The following is a 20124-nucleotide window of genomic DNA, read 5'->3' on the forward strand; positions in this document are numbered from 1 at the left end:
CTGGATGACTGGCGCCAAAAATGCCTGCAAGACGCCAGGCTACGCCCTACCCGTGCCATCCAAGCGTTTGAGCATTACCAGCACCAGTGGTTTAACCAACCCGACTGCTAGAGCAAAAGTCAGGCTGCAGCTGTTGCCTTAACAGCTAGCGGCTATGCTTTAAATAACAGGCTGACTTGAATCTATTGGTGCTGGCTCCATCTAACGAATACACATCCGCCACCCAACAAAAATAATACATGCCGCCTCTACGCTTCCTGCTCACATTCACCACCATGGTCAGTGTTTTGCATTACTACATCGGTTCACGCCTTCTGAACTCAGTCGCCTGGGCAGATTGGGTATTATGGGCCGGCTGGATCTTCCTGGTTATTTCAACCCTGTTGCAACCAGTCGCTTTCCTGGCACGCGGGCTGCGTAACCATGCTTTACGTGATACCACCAGCTGGGTCGCAATGACATTGATGGGCGTGTTTTCATCGCTGTTAGTGCTGACGCTATTACGCGATATTTTCTTGCTGATAGTTGCCGGTATGGATGCTTCCCACTTTTTCCAGGCTGACTTTTTATCGCTGGAAAAGAACACTGCTTTACTGGCAATCACAGGTGCATTGGCAATCAGCGTTATCGGTTTCTTTAATGCGCGTCGATTAGCCAAGGTGATTAAAATCAAAGTGCCTTTACGCAATCTGCCTGCCATGCTGGATGGCTTCCGCATTGTTCAAATCAGCGATATCCACGTCGGGCCTACCATTAAAAAAGGCTATCTTTCGCGCATCGTTAACCGTGTCAACACGCTGAATGCTGACCTGATTGCCATTACCGGCGACCTGGTGGATGGCCGCGTCAGCGAACTCGCCACCCATACCCAGCCGTTAGCCAACCTGACTGCGCGCCATGGCAGTTTTTTTGTTACCGGGAATCATGAATATTACTCAGGCGCACTAGACTGGATTCAGGAAATCAAGCGCTTAGGGATACAGGTATTATTGAATGAGCACGTGCAGCTTACGCATGACGGCGCAACGCTGGTACTGGCAGGGGTGACGGACTATACCGCAGGCGCATTTTATGACACACACCTGAGCGATCCTCACGCCGCGATTGCCGGCGCGCCACAGCATGCGCCAAAAATCCTGCTCGCGCACCAGCCGCTGAGTGCCAAAGCTGCCGAATCAGCAGGCTTTGATTTACAGTTATCCGGGCATACGCATGGCGGACAATTCTGGCCGTGGAAATATCTGGTGCCGCTGCAACAGCCTTACGTGGCCGGCCTGCACCGCTTGAAGAATTTATGGGTATATGTGAATCGGGGAACCGGCTACTGGGGGCCGCCAAATCGCTTTGGCTCCCCTTCCGAGATTACCTGCCTGACGCTAGTACCGGCAAATGATTAATGCAATGCTTCCATTAAGCGTCAATGCGCCTGCGGTAAAGTACATCTGGTAAATAACTGGCTAATACTAAAAATATCGCCAGTACTAAATACACTGTACGTAACGGGTAGTCTGTGACAAAACTGGCAGTCGCTTTTTTCGCCGCGATGGACTGATAAAAAGCTTCCTGATCCTGCCCTTTGACGTAACTGCCTTTAAATTCTGCAGACAGTCCCTTCAGGTACTCTTCTTCCAGCTGTGACAACATGCGGTCATATTCTGCATAAGCCACAGGCGGGTCCGGTTCATCGCTGCTTGGGTCGGCGTAGGTCACCCCGACAGCACCCGCATTATTATTTTCGCTGACCGGCCAGTATCCAACCGGTTTATTGGCAGTGTTGTAGCGGGTAATCGCCACTTTTTCTGGACCGCCTACCCCGACAAACGTGAAAAACTCGCCTATCTGTACCCCGCTCAAATCCTGCTTGATGGTCACGTTTACGCGTGGCGCTTCATCGCCATCGGTGAAAAACAACATTTGTGCCGGTTGATTCAGCGCATCATAAATATGTGTCGCTGCATGCACTGCAAAGCTCAAGCGACTATTGCCTTTCCAGGCCATACGCCATTCCAGGTGATCAATACCATCGGTAATCACATCCAGGTTTTTGCATACTTCAAGTGGTGTTTGCAACATAGCCACATTGTCAGAAGCAAAAATGCCCAAGCTGAAATAAGTGCCGCAGGGCGCTTTATGCACGATCTGTTTCATCAGATATTGTGCATAAGCAATGCGGCTGACTTTTTTCTGGTTCAGCATTTCATCTTCCGCATTCATACTTTGGGATACATCCGTGATCAGCAAATAATGCTGCACCTGCTGTCTGAGTTGTATGCTGGGCTTGACCAATGCCAATACCAGCAAACTCAAAGCAAGCACATACAGTACCGGCTCATAATATTGCTTCAGCCATGCTATCGCTTTCATTATGGCAACCCGATCGGCAGATTACTGAGTTCCATATGCGACTGGTCTTTGGCGCCCGCCTGCATGCCGCGTGCCATCACTGAGTGCAATAAACTCAGATTGAACTTGGCCGCTTTATCGGCTGGCTGCAAGCGCAATGACTGCTCATAAGCGATTTTGGCCTGGGTAAATGCGTAGCGTGCTTCATCCTGGAACGAACCATCTTCATTGACGGTACGGACTAATCCGGACAAAAACAGGTTATTGCCGATATTGAAATGAATATGCGACAATTCGGCTTCTGGCGGCGAGACTTCCAGCAACTGGGCATAGGTCTGTACGGCATGTTTGTAGTCAGCATGTTTACCTTGGTCATAGGCCGCAGTAAACCGTTGCAAATACGGATATTCTTTCTCTTTAATCAACGTGCCATTCTGGATTTTTTGATTCAGCGCCTGCAATGACTGCAACTGCCAGCCGAAATACAGCGCGCCGATGATCCCTGCCACGGTGATGCCACCCCACAGCCAATTGGCCCTTTTCGTATGTATTGTCATTAGTACATCCTTATATGTTTAACCAGCACCAATCCCAGCCCCAGTAACAATGCGAGCAAGATCAGATCTTTAGCATAGTCGTGTCCGGGAATCATGATGGCGTATTGAATGACGTTCTTTTCCTTGGCATCGATTTCGCGCAGGGCAGATTCCAGCGCCGTGGCGTTATCAGCCTCAAATGCCTTGTATTTGATCTTTAGTGAGCGGAAAAATCTATCCAGTGCAATGGCTTCAGGTACACGCTCTTCTTCATAGACGTTGTCACTGAAAATACTGATGTCATCCGGTTCACGCAACACAATCCAGTAAAGATTGATTTTTTTACCTGTCAGCTGCTTCTGGATCTGGTATTTCACGCGTGGGCTTAATTTACCGGCCCCATCCGACAGCAAAACGATAGCGCGCGAGCCGGTGCTGGCAATGTTTTCAAACAATGTCACCGCATTAGTGATGCCGGCACCAATATTGGTCTGGTTTAATGCCGGGCCAGTCGCTGCCTGAATTGCCGAGTGAATGCCATCGCGATTGGTGGTGATTTTCATGCCATATAGTGCCGAATTGGTGAAGCCAACTACGCCCATCATGTCATCCGGTCGGGAATCAATAAATGCAGTAATAAGACGTCTGGCAGCTGCGGATTTGATTTCTGCCGCATGCCCGCCGGTGCTTTGTCCGGCAAACGGGTGATCCATACTGACACTGCGGTCAATCACAAATACACTTTGCGCACCTTTACCGATTTTTTGCTCCTGGTGGCTATCACCCTGTGGACCTGCCAAAGCTAACACCAGGCAAAGCAGCATCAGTGAGGTAGCGGCTTTAACCAACCGGTTGGCGGTCTCTGAAAATGGGTCTGCGGGCACCATTTGCAACCATGAATAAGTTTGCGCATGCCGGCTTTTCAATAGAAAAGGGACAGCGACTACTGGCAACAGCAGCAAGAACCAGGGATGTAACCAATGCATCAGATGCCCCGTTCGCAGTCGCGCAACTGGCGCGTGAATGTTTTACATTGCTGCAGATAATCGGCAGCGTTGATCGTTTGTCCGCCATACAACACCGCATTGGCCTGTGCGAAGAAAGCGTGAAGCTCCTGCTCAAGCGATTTGAAGCCCGGTTGCTGCGTAATAAACTGTGGCACATGTGTGCCCAGCATTTGCTGGCCAAAGCGCTGATTCAATGCATCTTGCACAATCAGGGCCGCCTGCTTCTGACCTTCCGCATTTGCTGGCAGTTTTTTCAGTTTGCGATACGCACGGGCAAAATGCCCGTTCAACATCGGCAATAAAGTCCAGTCAGAATGCCGATAGAGCAATACCAGGCCACCGACAAAGGCTAACAACAGGCTCAATGCCAGTCCTCGTTGCGGAGTCTGAATATCCAAGAAAGCCGGGCGGTATTGCGCAATCACGCTTTGCCTGGCTTTTTGTAGCTGGTCCGGTAATTGCGCCATTAGCCAGAAACGCCAGGAAGGTAATTCAACCTTGGCACCGCTTTTAAATGTCAATTGCTCGACCGGTAATAGCAATTGCACAGGTTTTCCACTGCTGGCAAATATCTGGTAATCAAATCTCAGCGTGTAGACTTGTTGATTACCCTGCTTGTTGCTATCGACTTGCAACTGTCGGAGTTCAACACCGTTACGTTGCAAGCCTTTAAGCGGGAGGTTTTTGTCATTCAGTTGATCATTCGCAGCCACCGAAACCTGGATAGTGCGTTGCAATACGTCACCGATCTGTATCCCGGCATAAGAATCCGGGTTTTGCACGCTGAGTACTTGTACGTTAGCCGTTTGCATTTCGGCAAAGGCAAGTCCGGGGCATACAGTAGCAATAAACCACCATAAAAAAATCTGTTTCATCAGCACACTCTAATGGATAAGTTGTTCAAAATAATCCGACAGCAATGCCGAATCGAAGCGTCCATCAACATACAGCGGACGAATATCAAAGCGCGCAAACAGCTGGTCCAGTGCCTGTTTACGTTGCTCGAACATCTCGACAAACTGCGCACGGATGGCCTGGCGGAAGAAAATGGTTTTTTGCTGGCCGGTTTCCGGATCTTGCAGGTTACCAAAACCAAAGCGCGGTAAACGCTGATACTCCAGCGGATCCCATAATACGATGGGAATCATTTGGTGATTGGCCATCAGGTTCAAGCCATGCTCAATCAGTGACAATGGCAAATGGAAATCCGAAATCCAGAACACCAGGCCTTTCTGCTGGCCCAGTAAACCGGCCGCCTCAACGATGCCACTGCCATCGCGGCGCGTACTACGAAAATCACCCATTTCGGCGATGGTGGCAAACGACTGGTGCGCATGGTGCCCGGCTGGCAGACTCAAATGCGGAATCACGCTATGGTCATAAGAAACCATACCAAACAGGTCACTGTTCTCGTGTGCGGAGCAGGCAATGGATGCTGCAATCGCTTTCACAGTATCCAGCTTGCGCACTTGTCCCTGAAACTGCATGGAACTGGATAGATCACACACAGCATATAGCGGAGAAGATGCTTCCTGCTTGAATACGCGCACCTGGATCTGCTCGTAAGGATCACGCAGCGTTTGGCGTAAATCCACGCGCCTGGCATCCGGGTAATCGACCAGCGAAACATGCTTGCTGAACTCATCGCCCGGACCACGCTGAATGCCCAGGTGTTCACCGGTATGCACGCTGGCAGACCGCCAGGGCACCTGGTAGAAAAAGGGCTGGGCGTAGTCGGGAATCATGCCGCTTTCGCCTTGGAAGGCACGCTGACCGATGCAAGAATCTGGTTGGTTAATTCGCGTGATAACTCGGTACGACGGCTCTCGAACATCGGGTTAAGCACCAGTCTGTGCGCAATAATTTCATGGAATACCGCATGAATATCTTCGGGGAATAAACTGTCACGATTCATTAGCCAGGCGTGCACGCGTGCCGCTTTCAGCAACATACCCATGCCCCTAGGGCTGGCGCCGCTATGAATCAGGCGGTTGACATCAACGCTATCGAGCTGAATACCGAAAGCGGATGGTTTTTGAGTAGATTCCCATAAGTCCAGCGCATAATCTTCAAGCACATCACTGGCGCGGATATGGCTCTGCAATTTATCAGAGAATGCATTGAGCTGGTCATAGGCCAATACACCACTATCTACTTGCTGGGTCAGGCGTTCAGCATGCTGGAACTTCACATCAAACATCAAAGCTTTACGTAGCGCGCGGTCCTCAGGAATTTCAATCGGGATTTCCATCATAAAACGGTCACGAGCTGCCGATGGAATCTCAAAGGTTTCATTTTTTTCCACCTGATTACGGTCGGCGAAAACCAGCATATGCGGCAAGCGATATTCCTTTTTGAACGCGCCGATGTGTCGTTCAGCCATCACGCGCAACATCAGTGCGTGCACCTGCGGCCTGGCACGATTGATCTCGTTAAAAAAGAATACTGACAACTGTTCGCCTGCCCGTAACAAGGGGCCCTCTTCCACTTTTGGGCGGCCATCTTCACCGAGGAATGTGTGGTAAATCAGGTCGTTCGGCATTAAATCGACAGTGCCTTCAATACGCTCGTATGCGCCGCCTAACCCCCGGGCAATCGATTGCAGCAATGTGGTTTTACCAACGCCTACACCGCCTTCGAGTAACACATGGCCACGGGCAAAAATCGCGATATTAATAGCGCGTATTGCCTTGTCCTGGCCGACCACTACTTTTTTCACTTCGTTTTCGAGCTTAAGCGCATGCTCGCGCCACTCGGTCAATTGTGTTTCGATTGATACGGATGTCATGGTTATCCCTTGTTTACAAATTCAGCCGGGGCTATGATGCCAAAGTAGCTTATGGAAAAGGTGCGTAAGAACTGGTTGCAATTTGTGGTTTGCCACGCTAATATGCAGACAGGTCTGTTCACTTATTTCTAGTCTACTGCAGCCATCGAAAAAAAAGCAAGAAGATTTTTAGGGGTTACCGGCGTGAATGTACTAGCGATAATGAAGAAAACAGGACAGCGTGGCGCGCGCAGTGTAAAAACTTACACGCTCTATGGCCTTTGGAAGTTGGGATTAAAGCATTGGTGTCGACATGCGCCGTTGTACATGTTGCGCCAACAGCTGGTAGCCTGGAATTCGCAACGCATGCATGTGCATGGTGCCAATGCTGCATTAAATACGCAGGACATCCTGCATATACGGCAGTTGATAGAGCAGGCTCAACATACAGCGAATGCGGAATTATCACCTACCTTGATGGATCAATGGTTTTTCCAGGCAGTAGGCGCCATCCGTGTGCAATCGCAAACAAATGTCGATACCGCCTGGCATTTGTTTGATCAGTCCGTGCATGAACAAATAGGCGGCCAGCCATTTAGCCGCTCATTGTCCTTTGGCTTGATGGTGACGCTATGTGTCGTGTGGATGACCATGGTAACGCCCATGCATCAACCGGCGCAAACTGAATGGTCACCATTAGAAGAAACACCATTTGAATCTGGCGCAATCGCTGATCCAGTCACGCTAAGCTTATTAAACCTGGCTTACCAGAAGATGCAAAACGGTAGCTGCCAACTGCCACAGGCAGCGATGTTGCCGGATGCACAGCGACAGGCATTTATTATGTTTGTCACCAAAGGCAAGGTAGATGTTGATCATGTCGAACAGTTGCGGCAAGCACTTGGATACGTGAGTTGCCTGTATCCGCAAGAACTCATGCGTCCGCAAGGACGTGAACATTTTTAAACAGCAACAGCAGAAAAATCGGGATCTCCCATGAAATGGGAAAAGGATAAATGATGAACATGCGAGAGAAAATACTAACCATCGCCAGTAGCCTGTTTGATACCAGAGGCATACAAGCTTCCGGTGTTGATACCATTATCATGGAGGCAGGCGTAGCTAAAGCAACGCTGTACAAGCACTTCCCGAGTAAGAACCAGTTGATCACGGCTTATTTGCGTGAAAAATCGGACAAATTTTATGGCTGGCTGAATGATCAGCTTGCTTCAAGAAAAAATGAATCTATCGAGCTGCTCATACAGTTGTGTGAATTGCTCGAGCAGTGGATTACCCAGCCAGAATTCCATGGCCTGCCATTCCATATAGCTGCTGTAGAGTTTCCTGATCCCGAACATCCGATCAACCAGTATTCAGCAGTGCTTTCGGTAGAGCTACAAACATACTTATGTAAGATTGCACGCAACGCTGGCGCTAAAGATCCGGAAGCCTTGGGTCAGCAATTGACCATTCTGTTCGAAGGTGCGGCATTGGTAGAACGCCTCGCGCCCAATACCGGTGCTGCCACACGCGCGAAATTAGCCGCGATCACCTTGGTACATCACGCTACCTGATCACGTGAAAACACCCATGTGCTTACCTGGTGGCACATGGGTGTTGTTACAGCAATTTATCGACATTTTTAGCATAAAGGCGATGATTTAAAAACGCGCCCTTAACATATCTCCTGCCTCACTTACTGTAGAAAATACCTTTTAAAGCAGTGAAGTCTGCGTCGACTGTACATTCAAAGCGTCTGCCGGGAGGCATTCGATCGCCTTTAATAAACACTCCATGAGTGTTGTAGGTTATACCGTATTCAGAAAAATCCATTGGCAATCAACCGGCCTGTGATTCCAAGTGAAAAATGTAGTGGAAGACAATATATTTACCGATTGGTAATAAATATATTGACAAGCATAACCGACTTCATTATTATTTATTTACCGAATGGTATTTAAATAAACGCTATCAAAATTAATAAGGAATTCAACATGAGCAACTCACAGCAACGCATTGCATTTATTACTGGCGCCAATCGAGGGATCGGCTTTGAAACTGCCAAGCATTTAGGTGAACAAGGCATCAAAGTCATTATTGGCGCACGTGATGAAAGCAAAGGTTTAGAATCAGTAGCGGAGTTGAAGGCTGCTGGGTTTGATGCGGAATATTTGCATTATGATGCTGCATTAACCGACGCGCCTCAAACGGTGGCTGAGGCATTGCAATCCCGCTTTGGTAAATTGGATATCCTGATTAATAATGCCGGGATATTAAAAGAACAGTTGATAGGCCAGAACAATACGTTGACCGTTGACCAAAATACACTCAAAGAGACTTTTGATGCCAATTTTTTTGCAGTGGTGGCACTGACTCAAGCCTTGCTGCCTCTGTTACAACAATCGCAGGCGGGCAGAATTGTTAACCTGTCCAGCATTCTGGCTTCACAAACATTACACAGCACACCGGACTCCCCTATCGAGGTTGCTAAAGGGTTAGCCTATAACGCTTCTAAAACAGCATTAAATATGTTCACCATTCACCTGGCGCACGCACTCAAGGATAGTCATATCAAAGTCAACTCTGCGCATCCCGGCTGGGTGAAAACCGAACTGGGCGGGGCGAATGCTCCGATGGAGATCAGTGACAGTTGGAAGACTTCCGTCAGGTTAGCTACTTTAGACGATAACGGCCCTACAGGCGGTTACTTTCATGAGGATCAGGCGTTGCCATGGTAAACAGCGCAAACAAGCGGGTGGCTTTCAAACGCAAATTGTTATTTGCGGGGCTGATGTCACTGGTAACCGTAAATGTGGTGAGTATTTCCATCCTGCTTATTCACCACGTGCCAACGGCACTGTTGTTTGAAACATGGCTAACCAGCATCACGGTGGCCTGGCCGATCGTGTTTGTCAGTATTTTGATTGTGGCACCGTGGTTGTTAAAGCTGACCGAATGGCTGGTAAAAGACCATACGTGAACATGACGCCTGTGAAAGGTCCGGCAATATGGAGAGCGAGGCTGGCTGCCAGAAGTGGCAGGCCTGCGCACTAACACTGGGGGCAGGTTAGAAGGATTTACGCGGTTCGAGGTGGCGGAAAATGATACGGCCTTTATCCATATCATAAGGTGACATCTCGATAGTGATCTTGTCGCCTGCCAGAATACGAATTTTATGTTTACGCATTTTGCCGCCTGTGTAAGCAATCAACTCATGACCGTTATCCAGTTTCACACGATAGCGCGCATCCGGCAAAATCTCGGTGACTGCGCCCTGCATTTCAATTAATTCTTCTTTTGCCATTCAGCATCCTTTAAAAATAAAAAAGCCCGGAGATTCCGGGCCCTTTTCCGGTAGGCCGGTTAACCAGCCTTGCGGACGTGCAATGAATTACTCAATGATTTGAATATTTGCAGCTTGTTTGCCTTTAGGGCCAGTAGCTACTTCAAAGCTAACGCGTTGGTTTTCTTTCAAAGTTTTGAAACCTGCAGATTGAATTGCAGAAAAGTGTGCGAATAAATCTTCGCCGCCGTTGTCAGGAGTGATGAAACCAAAACCTTTTGAATCGTTAAACCATTTAACTGAACCTGTTACCATAATAAATCCTTGAATGAAAATTAAAAATTTGGGCTAATGCCCATAACGAGGATCAAGATGGCGGGAAGTAACGATACACCAAAAGATAGAACCATAGAACAACGACACTACTTGAACTTCGTGAGGGCACACTATGCACGTAATATTGCATATTGGCAACTAGTATTTGATAAACCGCTAAAAAATCAAAAAAATCATTAGATATCACGCTCTACAGGCGCATAAAACAACTATTCTGACTACAAGAAAGAGTAGAAATTGATGATCTCAAATGCGGCTTTCCTATTTAAATGTGCTTAATATGTCAAAGATCCTTTCATCCTCACAATGCGCTACATTAAAACGCAACCATGACGATGGTGCCTGGTGGGGACTAAACAGATTTCCGGGGGCCAACATGATATTTTGTTTTGATGCGATGGTCGCAACTTCAGTGGCATTACCTTCGTTTGCAAGTTGTGTCCAGACGAACATGCCGCCAGCCGGTTCTGCGTGAACACTTAAACCACAGCTCTCCAACTCCCTGATCACCCGCCCTCTTTCCACTTCCAGCCGGGTGCGGATCTTTTCCATATGCTTGCGGTAACGCCCTTCAACCAAAATCTGGTACATCACACGCTGGTTAATTTCAGAGGTGGTAAGCCCGGTGAGTAATTTCAGGTCCAGTAATCGCATTGCCAGTTCACTATGACACGCCACAAAACCCACTCGCATGCTGGCCGAAATGGTTTTGGAGTAACTACTGACGTAAATGACGCGATTCAACTGATCCAGCGCTGCTAATCGTGGCGCATGATGCGAGTGGAAATCGCCATAGATATCATCTTCAACGATATACAAGCCAAACTTTTCAGCCATTTGCAATATCTGGTGGGCAATCGCCATGCTGGTGCTGGTACCGGTTGGATTATGCAATACAGTATTAGTGAAAAAAAGTTTGGGGCGATAGGTTTCAAGGTGCTGTTGAAGCACGGTGACATCAGGCCCGTTCATCAGGCGCGGCACACCGATAAGTTTCGCACCCAACGACTTCAGGTAACCAAACAAGGTGTAATAACCGGGATCATCTACCAGCACCACATCCCCAGGCTGGATAAAGAGCCTGGCGACTAAATCAAGCCCATGCGAGGCACCATTGGTCATGATGATCTGCTGCGCTTCAAGACTGATACCAATATCCGCAAGGTTCTTCTGTGCCAGCTGTTGCCGCAAAGGCAAATAACCACGGATATCGCCATATCCTGTTAAATATGCACCAGGCTTACGCGAAAGCTCATGCAAACTCTTTTGAATGACTTTTTCATCCAGCCAATCACTAGGCAACCAGCCACATCCCGGACGGACGATATCTGGAACATCACGGAATGTGTTATGCAACAACCACAGCACATCGTCTGCACGCTCTAAAAAAGTCGTCTGCGGAATCACTTCTTCTGATTGGGCGAGAGAAACCACATAGAATCCTGATCCGCGGCGTGATAACAAATAGCCCAGCGCTACCAACCGATCATAAGCATCTACCACCGTAAATCGACTAATCCCATGCTGTATTGCGAATTCCCGGATGGACGGCAATCGTGTACCGGTACGTAGAGCGCGTTGTTCAACCAAATTCTTGATACCGTTAACGACCTGCTCAACCAAAGGAACAGAATCTGAAGCATTCACGGTAATTAAGGGTGTCACTGGCATGGCAATCTGACCTATACAGCTCTACGAATTGAAATGTAAATTGTACATGTAGTGTACATGCTATTAACTATATGATGCTTTTAAAATTTATCAAAGAAAATATATGGAATCGTTAATAGCATTCTTGATGATTGCAGTCACGACTTTGCCATGGTGTCACAGAATAGAGAATCCAAAAGTCACTTTAATGACTCAAACGGTTACGTCCCAGCAGAAGAATCATCAGCAACCACCTTGCATTGTGAATTTCAACACCGCAGCTGAGTGCAATCGTTTATCCCCGCCAGCACAAAAGTTCGTACTGGTGAGAGGCCAGCTATTGCCTATTTAAAAACATTATGTACATCCCTGAACATTTCTCCGAGTCGAATACTGATGCATTGCATGGGCTGATCCGCGCTTATCCGCTGGCTACCCTCGTTTCAATATCAGAAGAGGGTTTCAATGCAAATCACATACCGCTACATCTCGACGTTGCTAACGGTGCGCATGGTACGCTCAGTGGACATATCGCCAGGTCTAATCCACTATGGAAAGACATTGCCGCTAACAACCAAGTACTTGTCATCTTTCACGGCCCGCATGCTTATGTCACCCCCTCCTGGTATGCGAGCAAAGCGCAAACAGGCATGGTGGTACCGACCTGGAATTATGTTGCAGTCCATGCGCATGGCAGAGTAAAGGTGATTGAAGATAAGGAATGGTTGCGCGCGCATCTCTCATTGCTGACGGCTGATCAGGAAACCAAATTCAAACAGCCATGGCAGCTTGAGGATGCACCTGCAGACTTTATCGATAAATTGATGCGTGCAGTAGTAGGCATTGAAATGGAGATCGCTCACATGGCTGGCAAGTTGAAAGCCAGCCAGAACCAATCAGTGGAAAATCAGCTGGGTGTGGTATTCGGGCTACGAGAAAGCAATATGCATGAACAATGCAGAATGGCTGCAATGATGGAGAGGATCAATCACTTATAATTGAATGAGAATGGCCGCAACAGCTGCGGTATTCTTTCATATTTTTAAAACAATGGTGAATAAGCCGCTACCAGCAAATACCCTACTGCTGCACCTGCAAGTACATCACTTGGATAATGTAAACCAAGTACGACACGTGACATCCCCACCAGCACGACAAAAGGGTAAACAATGGGAAATAGCTGCGGGTAATGCTGCACTGCCACCATGCCAAAGGCCACTGCGTGCAAGGTATGTCCGGACGGGAAGCTAAAATAATCCAGTGGCGTGCCGCTTAATAATACGTCTTGGCGAACCTGAAACGGTCTTGGCCGGCTAGTGCGGTGCTTCAACCATTTATACACCAGAGTGCCACTAAGACCCACTGTGAGCATTTGCAGGCAAACATATAAGCCGGTATGGCCTTGCGTGATTGCAATTAACAGCATCAGCAGGTACCAGAACATGCCATCGCCCATACGCGAGATAGCGCGAAAGAAGTGGCGGATAAGTCTGTATTGCCCGGTATGGCTGACTTTTACACACAATCGGCTATCCACCGATTGCACCCATCCCAGAGTTTGTTGTAGTTTAAGCATCTCAGGTCCTTTCCGGGGTTTTGCCCCGTCTATGCCTTTTGGGTAAGCATAGTGTGCCTTTGATGCTTGAAACTATCGTGAAAGATTCGTGAAATTAATGTGACGCACCGTCAATAGTTACTTCCAGAGCACGCGGTAGACAAATCCGGGAAAAGAGAACACCAGGAACAGGCAGAGGGTGATACTGTAAAACTCCCAGCCTTGTGGCCAGACCTGGCCCATGACCAGTTGCTCAATAAAATAGGCAATCACCAGCGTGATCAGATAAGCGGGCAGCAAGGCAACAAAGCGTTGCCATAACTTATTGACGCTCCCCGCGATACCAAACCACTTGTCTGAAATCCAGCTGAGGTTGGCCATAAAAAGCATTAGTAACAAGTACAACAGTTTAGTTAGCATAGTGTGATCACTGCAGACTCATTAACAGGCTGCGGCCACAGACGCTGAGCAGGATTTCAGGGAACAAGCCCAGGCCTAACAATGCCAGTGAATGCACGCTTAATACAAACCGCATATCGACCGGCGCAGTCAGCGGAGCATGATCAACCGGTGCGTCAAAGTACATTTTGCGTACGATATTCAGGTAGTAGAAAGCACCAATCACTGCCATTAAGACTGCCAATACGACTTGCCAGGTAAAACCAGCCTGCCACGCAGCTTGTAATACGGTGAATTTGGCATAGAAACCGATAGTAGGCGGAATGCCTGCCATGCTGAACATAATGATCAACATCATGAAAGCAAACCATGGATGGCGTTGGTTCAAGCCTTTAAGATCGTCGATTTCTTCAGCTTCAAAACCTTGGCGACTCAACAGTAAAATAATGCCGAAGCCGGCGATTGAGGTCAGTACATAAGTGCTGATATAGAAGAAGCTCGAGGCGAACCCGTTGGCATTCGCGCTCATCATGCCAAACATGATAAAACCGACATGCGATATCGTGGAATACGCCAGCATACGCTTGAGGTTGGTTTGCACGATGGCACTGAAGTTACCAATAATGATAGACAGGATTGCCATCAGCATCAGCATATCCTGCCAGTCTTGCGCCAGTGGGTGCAAACCTTGTACCAATAAACGTACCGTCATGGCAAAAGCTGCCAGTTTCGGCACAGAGCCGATTAGCAGTGTCATCGGCGTTGGCGAACCTTGATAGACATCCGGCACCCACATCTGGAACGGGACCGCACCAAACTTGAAAGCAATCCCGGACACGAGGAACACCAAGCCCATGATCAACACCGGGCTCTTGTCTTGCTGCATGATGCTGTTGGCGATAGCGCTTACATCCAGGCTGCCGGTCATACCGTAAATCATGCTCATGCCATACAACAACATGCCTGAGGCTAACGCGCCCAGTACAAAGTACTTCATGGCCGCTTCCGAGGCTCTTGGGTTATCACGGTCAAACGCAACTAATGAATACAGGCACAGTGACAATAGTTCAAGACCGATATAGATAGTCAGCAGGTTATGGCCAGACACCATGATCATCATACCCAGCAAGCCAAACAGCACCATGGCATAAAACTCACCGCGGTATAAATTGCGGTCCTGCAGGTATTTGCGGCTATAGACAAAAATCAGCGAAGTACCGAGGTACATCATCATTTTGATAACGTCGGACAGAGTATCGTCTATAAACATGTGTGAGAAAGCAAAACCAACCGCAGGCGTATGGGTTTTGAAAGTAAAGAAGGCCGCTGCAAATAGCGTGAACTGGCTTAGTCCGTAAATGATGGAGCGATTTTGCGGCAGGATAAATAAATCCAGCAACAAAATAAACATGGCCATACCCAATAACACCAGTTCCGGCAACAGGGTGAGCAAATCGAATTGCATATTATCCATTTTCTAACATCCTGCCTTAATAGCCAGTGACCGGCAATTTGGAAATCGCCATGTGTTTCAGGAACTCACCAGTGGTAGCTTGCATCACTTCAGTAATCGGCTGTGGATAGACCCCAAAACCAATGACCAGGATAGCCAGAATCCCCAGAATCAGGAATTCGCGTTTATTCAAATCTGTCAGCTCAGCGACATGGTGGTTAGCAACATCGCCAAAAAATACGCGCTTAGTCATCCACAAGGTATAAGCAGCACCAAAAATTAAAGTGGTGGCAGCAAAGAAACCGACCCAGAAATTGAATTTCACCGCAGCCAGAATTACCATGAATTCGCCTACAAAACCCGAAGTTCCTGGCAAGCCACTGTTGGCCATCGCAAACAGCACTGCAAACCCGGCAAACACCGGCATTTTATTAGCGACACCACCGTAAGCTGAAATCTCGCGGCTGTGTACGCGGTCATAGAGCACGCCTACACTGAGGAACATGGCGGAAGAAATAAAGCCATGCGAGATCATCTGCACGACTGCACCTTCCAGCGCCAGTTGGCCGAACATAAAGAAACCCAACGTTACAAAGCCCATGTGCGAGATTGATGAATACGCAATCAGCTTTTTCATATCGGTTTGCACCAAGGCAACCAGGGCGATATAGACCACTGCAATCAGCGATAACACGATCATGGCGGTACTAAAGTAATGCGAGGCATCAGGTGCAATCGGCATCGCAAAACGCAGGAAGCTATAGCCACCTAATTTCAACGCAATTGCCGCCAGTACCACAGAACCACCAGTTGGCGCTTCTACGTGGGCATCCGGCAACCATGTGTGCACCGGCCACATCGGTATTTTTACGGCAAAGGCCATGAAGAAAGCGATAAAAATATAAATCTGCGCCTTCATACTTAAAGGCAGCAAGTAGTAATCTGCCAGTTCAAAGCTACCTGTCTGGTGATACAGATAGATAAATGCCACCAGCATCAATAAGGAGCCGAGCAAGGTATACAGGAAGAATTTGACGGTGGCATATACACGGTTAGGGCCGCCCCAGACACCGATCACCAGGAACATCGGGATCAGCATCGCTTCCCAGAATACATAGTAGAGCATCGCATCAAGCGCAGTGAAAACGCCGATCATAATGCCGCTCATAATCAGGAACGCCGCCATATATTGCGCAACGTGTTTGGTAATCACTTCCCATGCGGCCAGCACTACAATCACGGTGGTAAAGCTGGTCAGCAGTACCAGCGGCATGGAGAAGCCATCGATACCCAGGTGATAGTGAATATTAAATGCCGGGATCCAAGGAAATAACTCCTCAAACTGGAAGAAACCATCCTGCACATCAAATAATGTGTATAACGGCACAGTCACCAGAAAACTGACCAGGCTGCCAGCCAATGCCAGCCAGCGGGTTAAAGTCGCTTTTTGGTCACCGCCCAGCAGCAATACCAGCACACCAGACAATATTGGCAGCCAGATGGCCAGACTTAACCATGAAATACTTGTGAGATCGGCTTGCATCATCAATTAATTTTTACAAAGAAAGTCATAAGAAGAAACACGCCAATAATCATGGCAAAAGCGTAGTGATAAATAAGCCCGGATTGCACATTGCGTAACCTGGCAGCAATCTTACCCATGGTCTTGGCGGTGCCGTTGACCATCGCGCCATCGATCAAGGTAATATCGCCAAACTTCCACAGCAAACGACCCAGATAACGAGACCCGCCGGCAAAGAATTTCTCGTTAAAACTATCGAAACCATATTTGTTATCCAGTATGCGGTAAATCAGGTCAAAACGCTGTTTGATCGCCGCAGGAATATCAGGACGCTTCATATAGAAGAACCAGGACAGCAAGACGCCAGAAGCAGCTAGGATAAACGGCAAGCTGGCAAAGCCATGTATCGCCATCCCGGCCGGACTATGCATAAACTCATGGTAGTGATGCGCCAGATGCTCCATTGCCGGATGCACTTCAGGATTCACAAAAATCACGTTCTTGAAGAAATCGCCGAAGACCATTGGCTCAAGGGCGAAATAACCGATGACAAGTGATGGTATCGCCAGCAATATCAATGGCAAGGTTACAACCCAGCCTGGCTCATGCGGATTGTCATTCGGGCCCAGTCCATGATGATGCGCATCCTTATGTGTGTGGTCGTCGTGATGGTCATCTGCATGCGATTCGAGCGTGCCATGGTCATCCTTAACATGCGCAACATGCTTATGGTCTGCGTGTTCGGCATGCGCTGCATGGCGCCATTTTTCTTCACCATGAAACACTAAGAAATAGAGGCGGAAAGAGTAGAAAGCAGTCACAAATACACCAACAATAACCGCAAAGTAGGCAAAGCCGCTACCGGGGATGTGCGATAACTCAACCGCTTCGATGATACTGTCTTTAGAGTAGAAGCCAGAAAAGAATGGTGTGCCAATCAAGGCCAGTGAACCAATCAGCGAAGTGATCCAGGTAATCGGCAGGTATTTTTTAAGGTTACCCATGTTGCGGATATCCTGGTCATGGTGCATGCCCATGATAACCGAACCGGCACCCAGGAATAACAGTGCTTTGAAAAATGCGTGTGTCATCAGGTGGAAAATCGCTACTGAATACGCAGAAGCACCGAGCGCGACAGTCATGTAGCCTAACTGAGACAGCGTGGAATATGCCACCACGCGCTTGATGTCGTTCTGGATAATGCCCAGGAAACCCATGAACAAAGCTGTAATCGCCCCGATCACCATCACGGTGGATAACGCAGTCGTAGACAATTCATATAGTGGTGACATGCGTGCCACCATGAAAATACCAGCCGTCACCATGGTTGCGGCGTGAATCAGTGCAGAGATCGGTGTTGGGCCTTCCATAGAGTCAGGCAGCCAGACGTGTAACGGCACTTGTGCCGATTTACCCATGGCACCGACAAACAATAACAGACAGGTAACGGTCATCAACGACCAGGAACTGCTACCAAGGATGTTGACTTGCGTATCCGCCAAAGATGGCGCACGCTCAAACACCGTGGCGTAATCGACACTGCCAAAATAATACAACACCATGCCGATACCAAGCAGGAAACCGAAATCCCCTACCCGGTTAACCAGGAAAGCTTTCAAGTTGGCATATATTGCGGTCGGGCGCGTAAACCAGAAGCCGATCAGCAGGTAAGAAACCAGACCTACCGCTTCCCAGCCGAAAAACAGCTGCATGAAATTATTACTCATCACCAGCATCAACATGGAGAAAGTAAATAGTGAGATATAACTGAAAAAACGGCTATAGCCCGGATCTTCGTGCATGTAGCCTATGGTATACACGTGCACCATCAGGGAAACGAAAGTGACGACTACCATCATCATGGCGCTCAGGTTATCGATCAGGAAACCCACTTCAAAATGGATGTCGCCTGAATTCAGCCAGGTATATACCGACTCATTCAGGGTAAAGCCATCTAGCGTCTGGTTGAGTATGGTCACAGATAGAACGAAAGCAGCACCAACACCGACGATGGTGATGGCATGCGCAGTCCAGCGTGGGAGATGATTGCGGAATAAACCGACAATGGCTGCTGAAAACAATGGCAGCAACGGGATCAATATCAGGATTTGTTTGATTGTCATTCCATTAACCTTTTAACTGATCCAGATCATCGACATTGATCGTATGCAGATTGCGGAATAGCACCACTAGGATCGCAAGGCCAATCGCGGACTCAGCGGCGGCGACGGTCAGGATAAAAAATACGAATACCTGGCCGGCAATATCGTTGAGGTAATGGGAAAAGGCGATAAAGTTCAGATTCACCGCTAACAGCATTAACTCAATCGCCATCAGTAAAATAATGACATTTTTACGATTGAGGAAAATACCGACCACACTGATGGCAAACATCAATGCGCCCAGGATCAGGTAATGAGACAAGCCGACCATGATTATTTCTTCTCCTCTGCAACTGGTGCGGGTGCCTGTTCGGGCGGTTCTACTTCGGCAGGCATGGAAACAATCCTGAGTCTGTCATTACGTTTCACCTTGACCTGCTCGGACGGGTTCATGGATTTGTTATCCTGACGCTCGCGCAGTGTCAGCACAATGGCAGCGATCATCGCCACCAGCAGTACGACAGCTGCCAGTTCAAAAGGTAACAAATAGTCGGTATAAAGCACTTTTCCTAGAGCAGCCGTATTACTGTAATTTGCAGGCAACTCTACCGCCTGGCTTGGCTGCAGATTCTTATCCGCCAGTACCAGCGTCATTTCAACTACCATCAGTACGCCAATGAAGCCAGCCATCGGCAGGTACTCCCAAAAGCCTTCGCGCAATTTATCCAGGTTGATATCCAGCATCATGACCACAAACAGGAACAACACCATCACCGCACCTACATAAACCAGGATCAGTGCAATGGCGAGAAACTCTGCTTCCAGCAACAACCAGATGCCGGCAGCGGTAAAAAAAGACAATACCAGGAACAATGCCGCATGCACCGGGTTACGGGTCGTAATCACGCGGATGCCGGAAAACAGCAGAATAGCTGCCAGTACGTAAAAAACAATATCAGTAAATACCATAATCTTCCTGTCCGCGCTTAGCGATAAGCCTTGTCCTGGGTGCGATCGGCAGCAATTTGCGCCTCATATTTATCCCCCACTTCCAGCAACATTTCTTTGGTATAAATCAGGTCACCGCGCTGTTCGCCGTGATAGTCAAAAATACGGGTTTCAACAATACTGTCTACCGGGCAGGACTCTTCACAAAAGCCACAGAAAATAC

22 protein-coding genes and 1 pseudogene are annotated in these 20124 nt (G+C 48.3%); 6 read left to right on the top strand and 17 right to left on the bottom strand.

Features of this window, described 5'->3' with window-relative positions; translation table 11 throughout:
• Window positions 1-239 precede the first annotated feature (239 nt).
• Window positions 240-1397 carry a metallophosphoesterase gene (locus tag VK958_RS04920; protein WP_325239475.1) on the top strand — a complete coding sequence of 386 codons (1158 nt, stop codon included), beginning with the start codon at window positions 240-242 and terminating at the stop codon, window positions 1395-1397.
• Window positions 1398-1410: 13 nt separating this feature from the next.
• Here the strand turns inward: VK958_RS04920 and VK958_RS04925 are convergent, their stop codons facing one another.
• Genes VK958_RS04925 through VK958_RS04950 form a run of 6 tightly spaced genes read right to left on the bottom strand, consistent with a single transcriptional unit; the run spans window position 1411 to window position 6674 of the window.
• Window positions 1411-2364, bottom strand: coding sequence for a vWA domain-containing protein (locus tag VK958_RS04925; protein ID WP_325239477.1), 954 nt, complete (start codon window positions 2362-2364; stop codon window positions 1411-1413).
• Entirely contained in the window at window positions 2364-2900 is a 537-nt protein-coding gene (locus VK958_RS04930; protein ID WP_325239479.1) for a hypothetical protein, read from the bottom strand. The genes VK958_RS04925 and VK958_RS04930 overlap by 1 nt, the downstream gene beginning before the upstream one ends.
• Window positions 2900-3865, bottom strand: coding sequence for a vWA domain-containing protein (locus tag VK958_RS04935; protein ID WP_325239481.1), 966 nt, complete (start codon window positions 3863-3865; stop codon window positions 2900-2902). The genes VK958_RS04930 and VK958_RS04935 overlap by 1 nt, the downstream gene beginning before the upstream one ends.
• A complete protein-coding gene (locus VK958_RS04940) occupies window positions 3865-4761 on the bottom strand; it encodes a hypothetical protein (RefSeq protein ID WP_325239483.1) in 897 nt (298 codons plus the stop codon). The genes VK958_RS04935 and VK958_RS04940 overlap by 1 nt, the downstream gene beginning before the upstream one ends.
• A 9-nt stretch (window positions 4762-4770) precedes the next feature.
• Window positions 4771-5631, bottom strand: coding sequence for a DUF58 domain-containing protein (locus tag VK958_RS04945; protein WP_325239484.1), 861 nt, complete (start codon window positions 5629-5631; stop codon window positions 4771-4773).
• Window positions 5628-6674, bottom strand: coding sequence for an AAA family ATPase (locus VK958_RS04950; protein ID WP_325239486.1), 1047 nt, complete (start codon window positions 6672-6674; stop codon window positions 5628-5630). Before VK958_RS04950 ends, VK958_RS04945 begins: the two co-directional genes overlap by 4 nt.
• Before the next feature lie 306 nt (window positions 6675-6980).
• Here VK958_RS04950 and VK958_RS04955 point away from each other — a divergent pair, with 306 nt between their 5' ends.
• From VK958_RS04955 to VK958_RS04970, 4 genes are all read left to right on the top strand, one after another.
• On the top strand, window positions 6981-7619 hold the full coding sequence (locus VK958_RS04955) for a hypothetical protein (RefSeq protein ID WP_325239488.1): 639 nt from the start codon (window positions 6981-6983) through the stop codon (window positions 7617-7619).
• A 53-nt stretch (window positions 7620-7672) separates the two neighbouring features.
• On the top strand, window positions 7673-8227 hold the full coding sequence (locus VK958_RS04960) for a TetR/AcrR family transcriptional regulator (RefSeq protein ID WP_325239514.1): 555 nt from the start codon (window positions 7673-7675) through the stop codon (window positions 8225-8227).
• A gap of 420 nt (window positions 8228-8647) precedes the next feature.
• Window positions 8648-9391, top strand: a complete 744-nt coding sequence (locus VK958_RS04965) for an SDR family oxidoreductase (protein ID WP_325239490.1) — start codon at window positions 8648-8650, stop codon at window positions 9389-9391.
• The gene (locus VK958_RS04970) at window positions 9385-9633 is read left to right on the top strand and encodes a DUF2798 domain-containing protein (RefSeq protein WP_325239492.1); all 249 of its coding nucleotides are present in this window, start codon (window positions 9385-9387) and stop codon (window positions 9631-9633) included. Before VK958_RS04965 ends, VK958_RS04970 begins: the two co-directional genes overlap by 7 nt.
• Window positions 9634-9720: 87 nt before the next feature.
• Here the strand turns inward: VK958_RS04970 and infA are convergent, their stop codons facing one another.
• The 3 genes from infA to VK958_RS04985 form a co-directional block, all read right to left on the bottom strand.
• Window positions 9721-9957, bottom strand: coding sequence for a translation initiation factor IF-1 (gene infA / locus VK958_RS04975; protein ID WP_325239494.1), 237 nt, complete (start codon window positions 9955-9957; stop codon window positions 9721-9723).
• 87 nt (window positions 9958-10044) lie between these two features.
• A complete protein-coding gene (locus VK958_RS04980) occupies window positions 10045-10251 on the bottom strand; it encodes a cold-shock protein (RefSeq protein WP_018985697.1) in 207 nt (68 codons plus the stop codon).
• Between the two features lie 282 nt (window positions 10252-10533).
• On the bottom strand, window positions 10534-11943 hold the full coding sequence (locus tag VK958_RS04985; protein ID WP_325239499.1) for an aminotransferase-like domain-containing protein: 1410 nt from the start codon (window positions 11941-11943) through the stop codon (window positions 10534-10536).
• A gap of 338 nt (window positions 11944-12281) precedes the next feature.
• Here VK958_RS04985 and VK958_RS04990 point away from each other — a divergent pair, with 338 nt between their 5' ends.
• The gene (locus VK958_RS04990) at window positions 12282-12920 is read left to right on the top strand and encodes an FMN-binding negative transcriptional regulator (RefSeq protein WP_325239501.1); all 639 of its coding nucleotides are present in this window, start codon (window positions 12282-12284) and stop codon (window positions 12918-12920) included.
• A 44-nt stretch (window positions 12921-12964) separates the two neighbouring features.
• Here VK958_RS04990 and VK958_RS04995 read toward each other — a convergent pair whose 3' ends face one another.
• From VK958_RS04995 to VK958_RS05030, 8 genes and pseudogenes are all read right to left on the bottom strand, one after another.
• Entirely contained in the window at window positions 12965-13498 is a 534-nt protein-coding gene (locus VK958_RS04995; protein WP_325239503.1) for a phosphatase PAP2 family protein, read from the bottom strand.
• Window positions 13499-13615: 117 nt separating this feature from the next.
• The gene (locus tag VK958_RS05000; protein WP_325239505.1) at window positions 13616-13897 is read right to left on the bottom strand and encodes a DUF2818 family protein; all 282 of its coding nucleotides are present in this window, start codon (window positions 13895-13897) and stop codon (window positions 13616-13618) included.
• A gap of 7 nt (window positions 13898-13904) precedes the next feature.
• The gene (nuoN, locus tag VK958_RS05005) at window positions 13905-15350 is read right to left on the bottom strand and encodes an NADH-quinone oxidoreductase subunit NuoN (protein WP_325239506.1); all 1446 of its coding nucleotides are present in this window, start codon (window positions 15348-15350) and stop codon (window positions 13905-13907) included.
• A 16-nt stretch (window positions 15351-15366) separates the two neighbouring features.
• Window positions 15367-16875, bottom strand: coding sequence for an NADH-quinone oxidoreductase subunit M (locus tag VK958_RS05010; RefSeq protein ID WP_325239507.1), 1509 nt, complete (start codon window positions 16873-16875; stop codon window positions 15367-15369).
• Window positions 16875-18974 carry an NADH-quinone oxidoreductase subunit L gene (gene nuoL, locus VK958_RS05015; protein ID WP_325239509.1) on the bottom strand — a complete coding sequence of 700 codons (2100 nt, stop codon included), beginning with the start codon at window positions 18972-18974 and terminating at the stop codon, window positions 16875-16877. Before nuoL ends, VK958_RS05010 begins: the two co-directional genes overlap by 1 nt.
• Before the next feature lie 4 nt (window positions 18975-18978).
• Window positions 18979-19284, bottom strand: a complete 306-nt coding sequence (nuoK, locus tag VK958_RS05020) for an NADH-quinone oxidoreductase subunit NuoK (RefSeq protein WP_325239510.1) — start codon at window positions 19282-19284, stop codon at window positions 18979-18981.
• 2 nt (window positions 19285-19286) lie between these two features.
• A complete protein-coding gene (locus VK958_RS05025; protein WP_325239512.1) occupies window positions 19287-19922 on the bottom strand; it encodes an NADH-quinone oxidoreductase subunit J in 636 nt (211 codons plus the stop codon).
• Between the two features lie 17 nt (window positions 19923-19939).
• Window positions 19940-20124, bottom strand: a pseudogene (locus VK958_RS05030) (NADH-quinone oxidoreductase subunit NuoI); the annotation flags it as partial.

The organism is Methylophilus sp., assembly GCF_035460085.1.
GTDB lineage: Bacteria > Pseudomonadota > Gammaproteobacteria > Burkholderiales > Methylophilaceae > Methylophilus.

Bases quoted from the DNA above. Each gene is read 5' to 3' on its own strand.
- VK958_RS04935 (WP_325239481.1), bottom strand. From the start codon at position 3,865: ATGCATTGGTTACATCCCTGGTTCTTGCTGCTGTTGCCAGTAGTCGCT.
- VK958_RS04955 (WP_325239488.1), top strand. From the start codon at position 6,981: ATGTTGCGCCAACAGCTGGTAGCCTGGAATTCGCAACGCATGCATGTG.
- VK958_RS04995 (WP_325239503.1), bottom strand. From the start codon at position 13,498: ATGCTTAAACTACAACAAACTCTGGGATGGGTGCAATCGGTGGATAGC.
- VK958_RS04920 (WP_325239475.1), top strand. From the start codon at position 240: ATGCCGCCTCTACGCTTCCTGCTCACATTCACCACCATGGTCAGTGTT.
- nuoN (WP_325239506.1), bottom strand. From the start codon at position 15,350: ATGGATAATATGCAATTCGATTTGCTCACCCTGTTGCCGGAACTGGTG.
- VK958_RS04980 (WP_018985697.1), bottom strand. From the start codon at position 10,251: ATGGTAACAGGTTCAGTTAAATGGTTTAACGATTCAAAAGGTTTTGGT.
- infA (WP_325239494.1), bottom strand. From the start codon at position 9,957: ATGGCAAAAGAAGAATTAATTGAAATGCAGGGCGCAGTCACCGAGATT.
- VK958_RS04960 (WP_325239514.1), top strand. From the start codon at position 7,673: ATGAACATGCGAGAGAAAATACTAACCATCGCCAGTAGCCTGTTTGAT.
- nuoK (WP_325239510.1), bottom strand. From the start codon at position 19,284: ATGGTCGGCTTGTCTCATTACCTGATCCTGGGCGCATTGATGTTTGCC.
- VK958_RS04990 (WP_325239501.1), top strand. From the start codon at position 12,282: ATGTACATCCCTGAACATTTCTCCGAGTCGAATACTGATGCATTGCAT.
- VK958_RS05025 (WP_325239512.1), bottom strand. From the start codon at position 19,922: ATGGTATTTACTGATATTGTTTTTTACGTACTGGCAGCTATTCTGCTG.
- VK958_RS04930 (WP_325239479.1), bottom strand. From the start codon at position 2,900: ATGACAATACATACGAAAAGGGCCAATTGGCTGTGGGGTGGCATCACC.
- VK958_RS04985 (WP_325239499.1), bottom strand. From the start codon at position 11,943: ATGCCAGTGACACCCTTAATTACCGTGAATGCTTCAGATTCTGTTCCT.
- VK958_RS04965 (WP_325239490.1), top strand. From the start codon at position 8,648: ATGAGCAACTCACAGCAACGCATTGCATTTATTACTGGCGCCAATCGA.
- nuoL (WP_325239509.1), bottom strand. From the start codon at position 18,974: ATGACAATCAAACAAATCCTGATATTGATCCCGTTGCTGCCATTGTTT.
- VK958_RS04970 (WP_325239492.1), top strand. From the start codon at position 9,385: ATGGTAAACAGCGCAAACAAGCGGGTGGCTTTCAAACGCAAATTGTTA.
- VK958_RS04925 (WP_325239477.1), bottom strand. From the start codon at position 2,364: ATGAAAGCGATAGCATGGCTGAAGCAATATTATGAGCCGGTACTGTAT.
- VK958_RS05010 (WP_325239507.1), bottom strand. From the start codon at position 16,875: ATGATGCAAGCCGATCTCACAAGTATTTCATGGTTAAGTCTGGCCATC.
- VK958_RS04950 (WP_325239486.1), bottom strand. From the start codon at position 6,674: ATGACATCCGTATCAATCGAAACACAATTGACCGAGTGGCGCGAGCAT.
- VK958_RS05000 (WP_325239505.1), bottom strand. From the start codon at position 13,897: ATGCTAACTAAACTGTTGTACTTGTTACTAATGCTTTTTATGGCCAAC.
- VK958_RS04945 (WP_325239484.1), bottom strand. From the start codon at position 5,631: ATGATTCCCGACTACGCCCAGCCCTTTTTCTACCAGGTGCCCTGGCGG.
- VK958_RS04940 (WP_325239483.1), bottom strand. From the start codon at position 4,761: ATGAAACAGATTTTTTTATGGTGGTTTATTGCTACTGTATGCCCCGGA.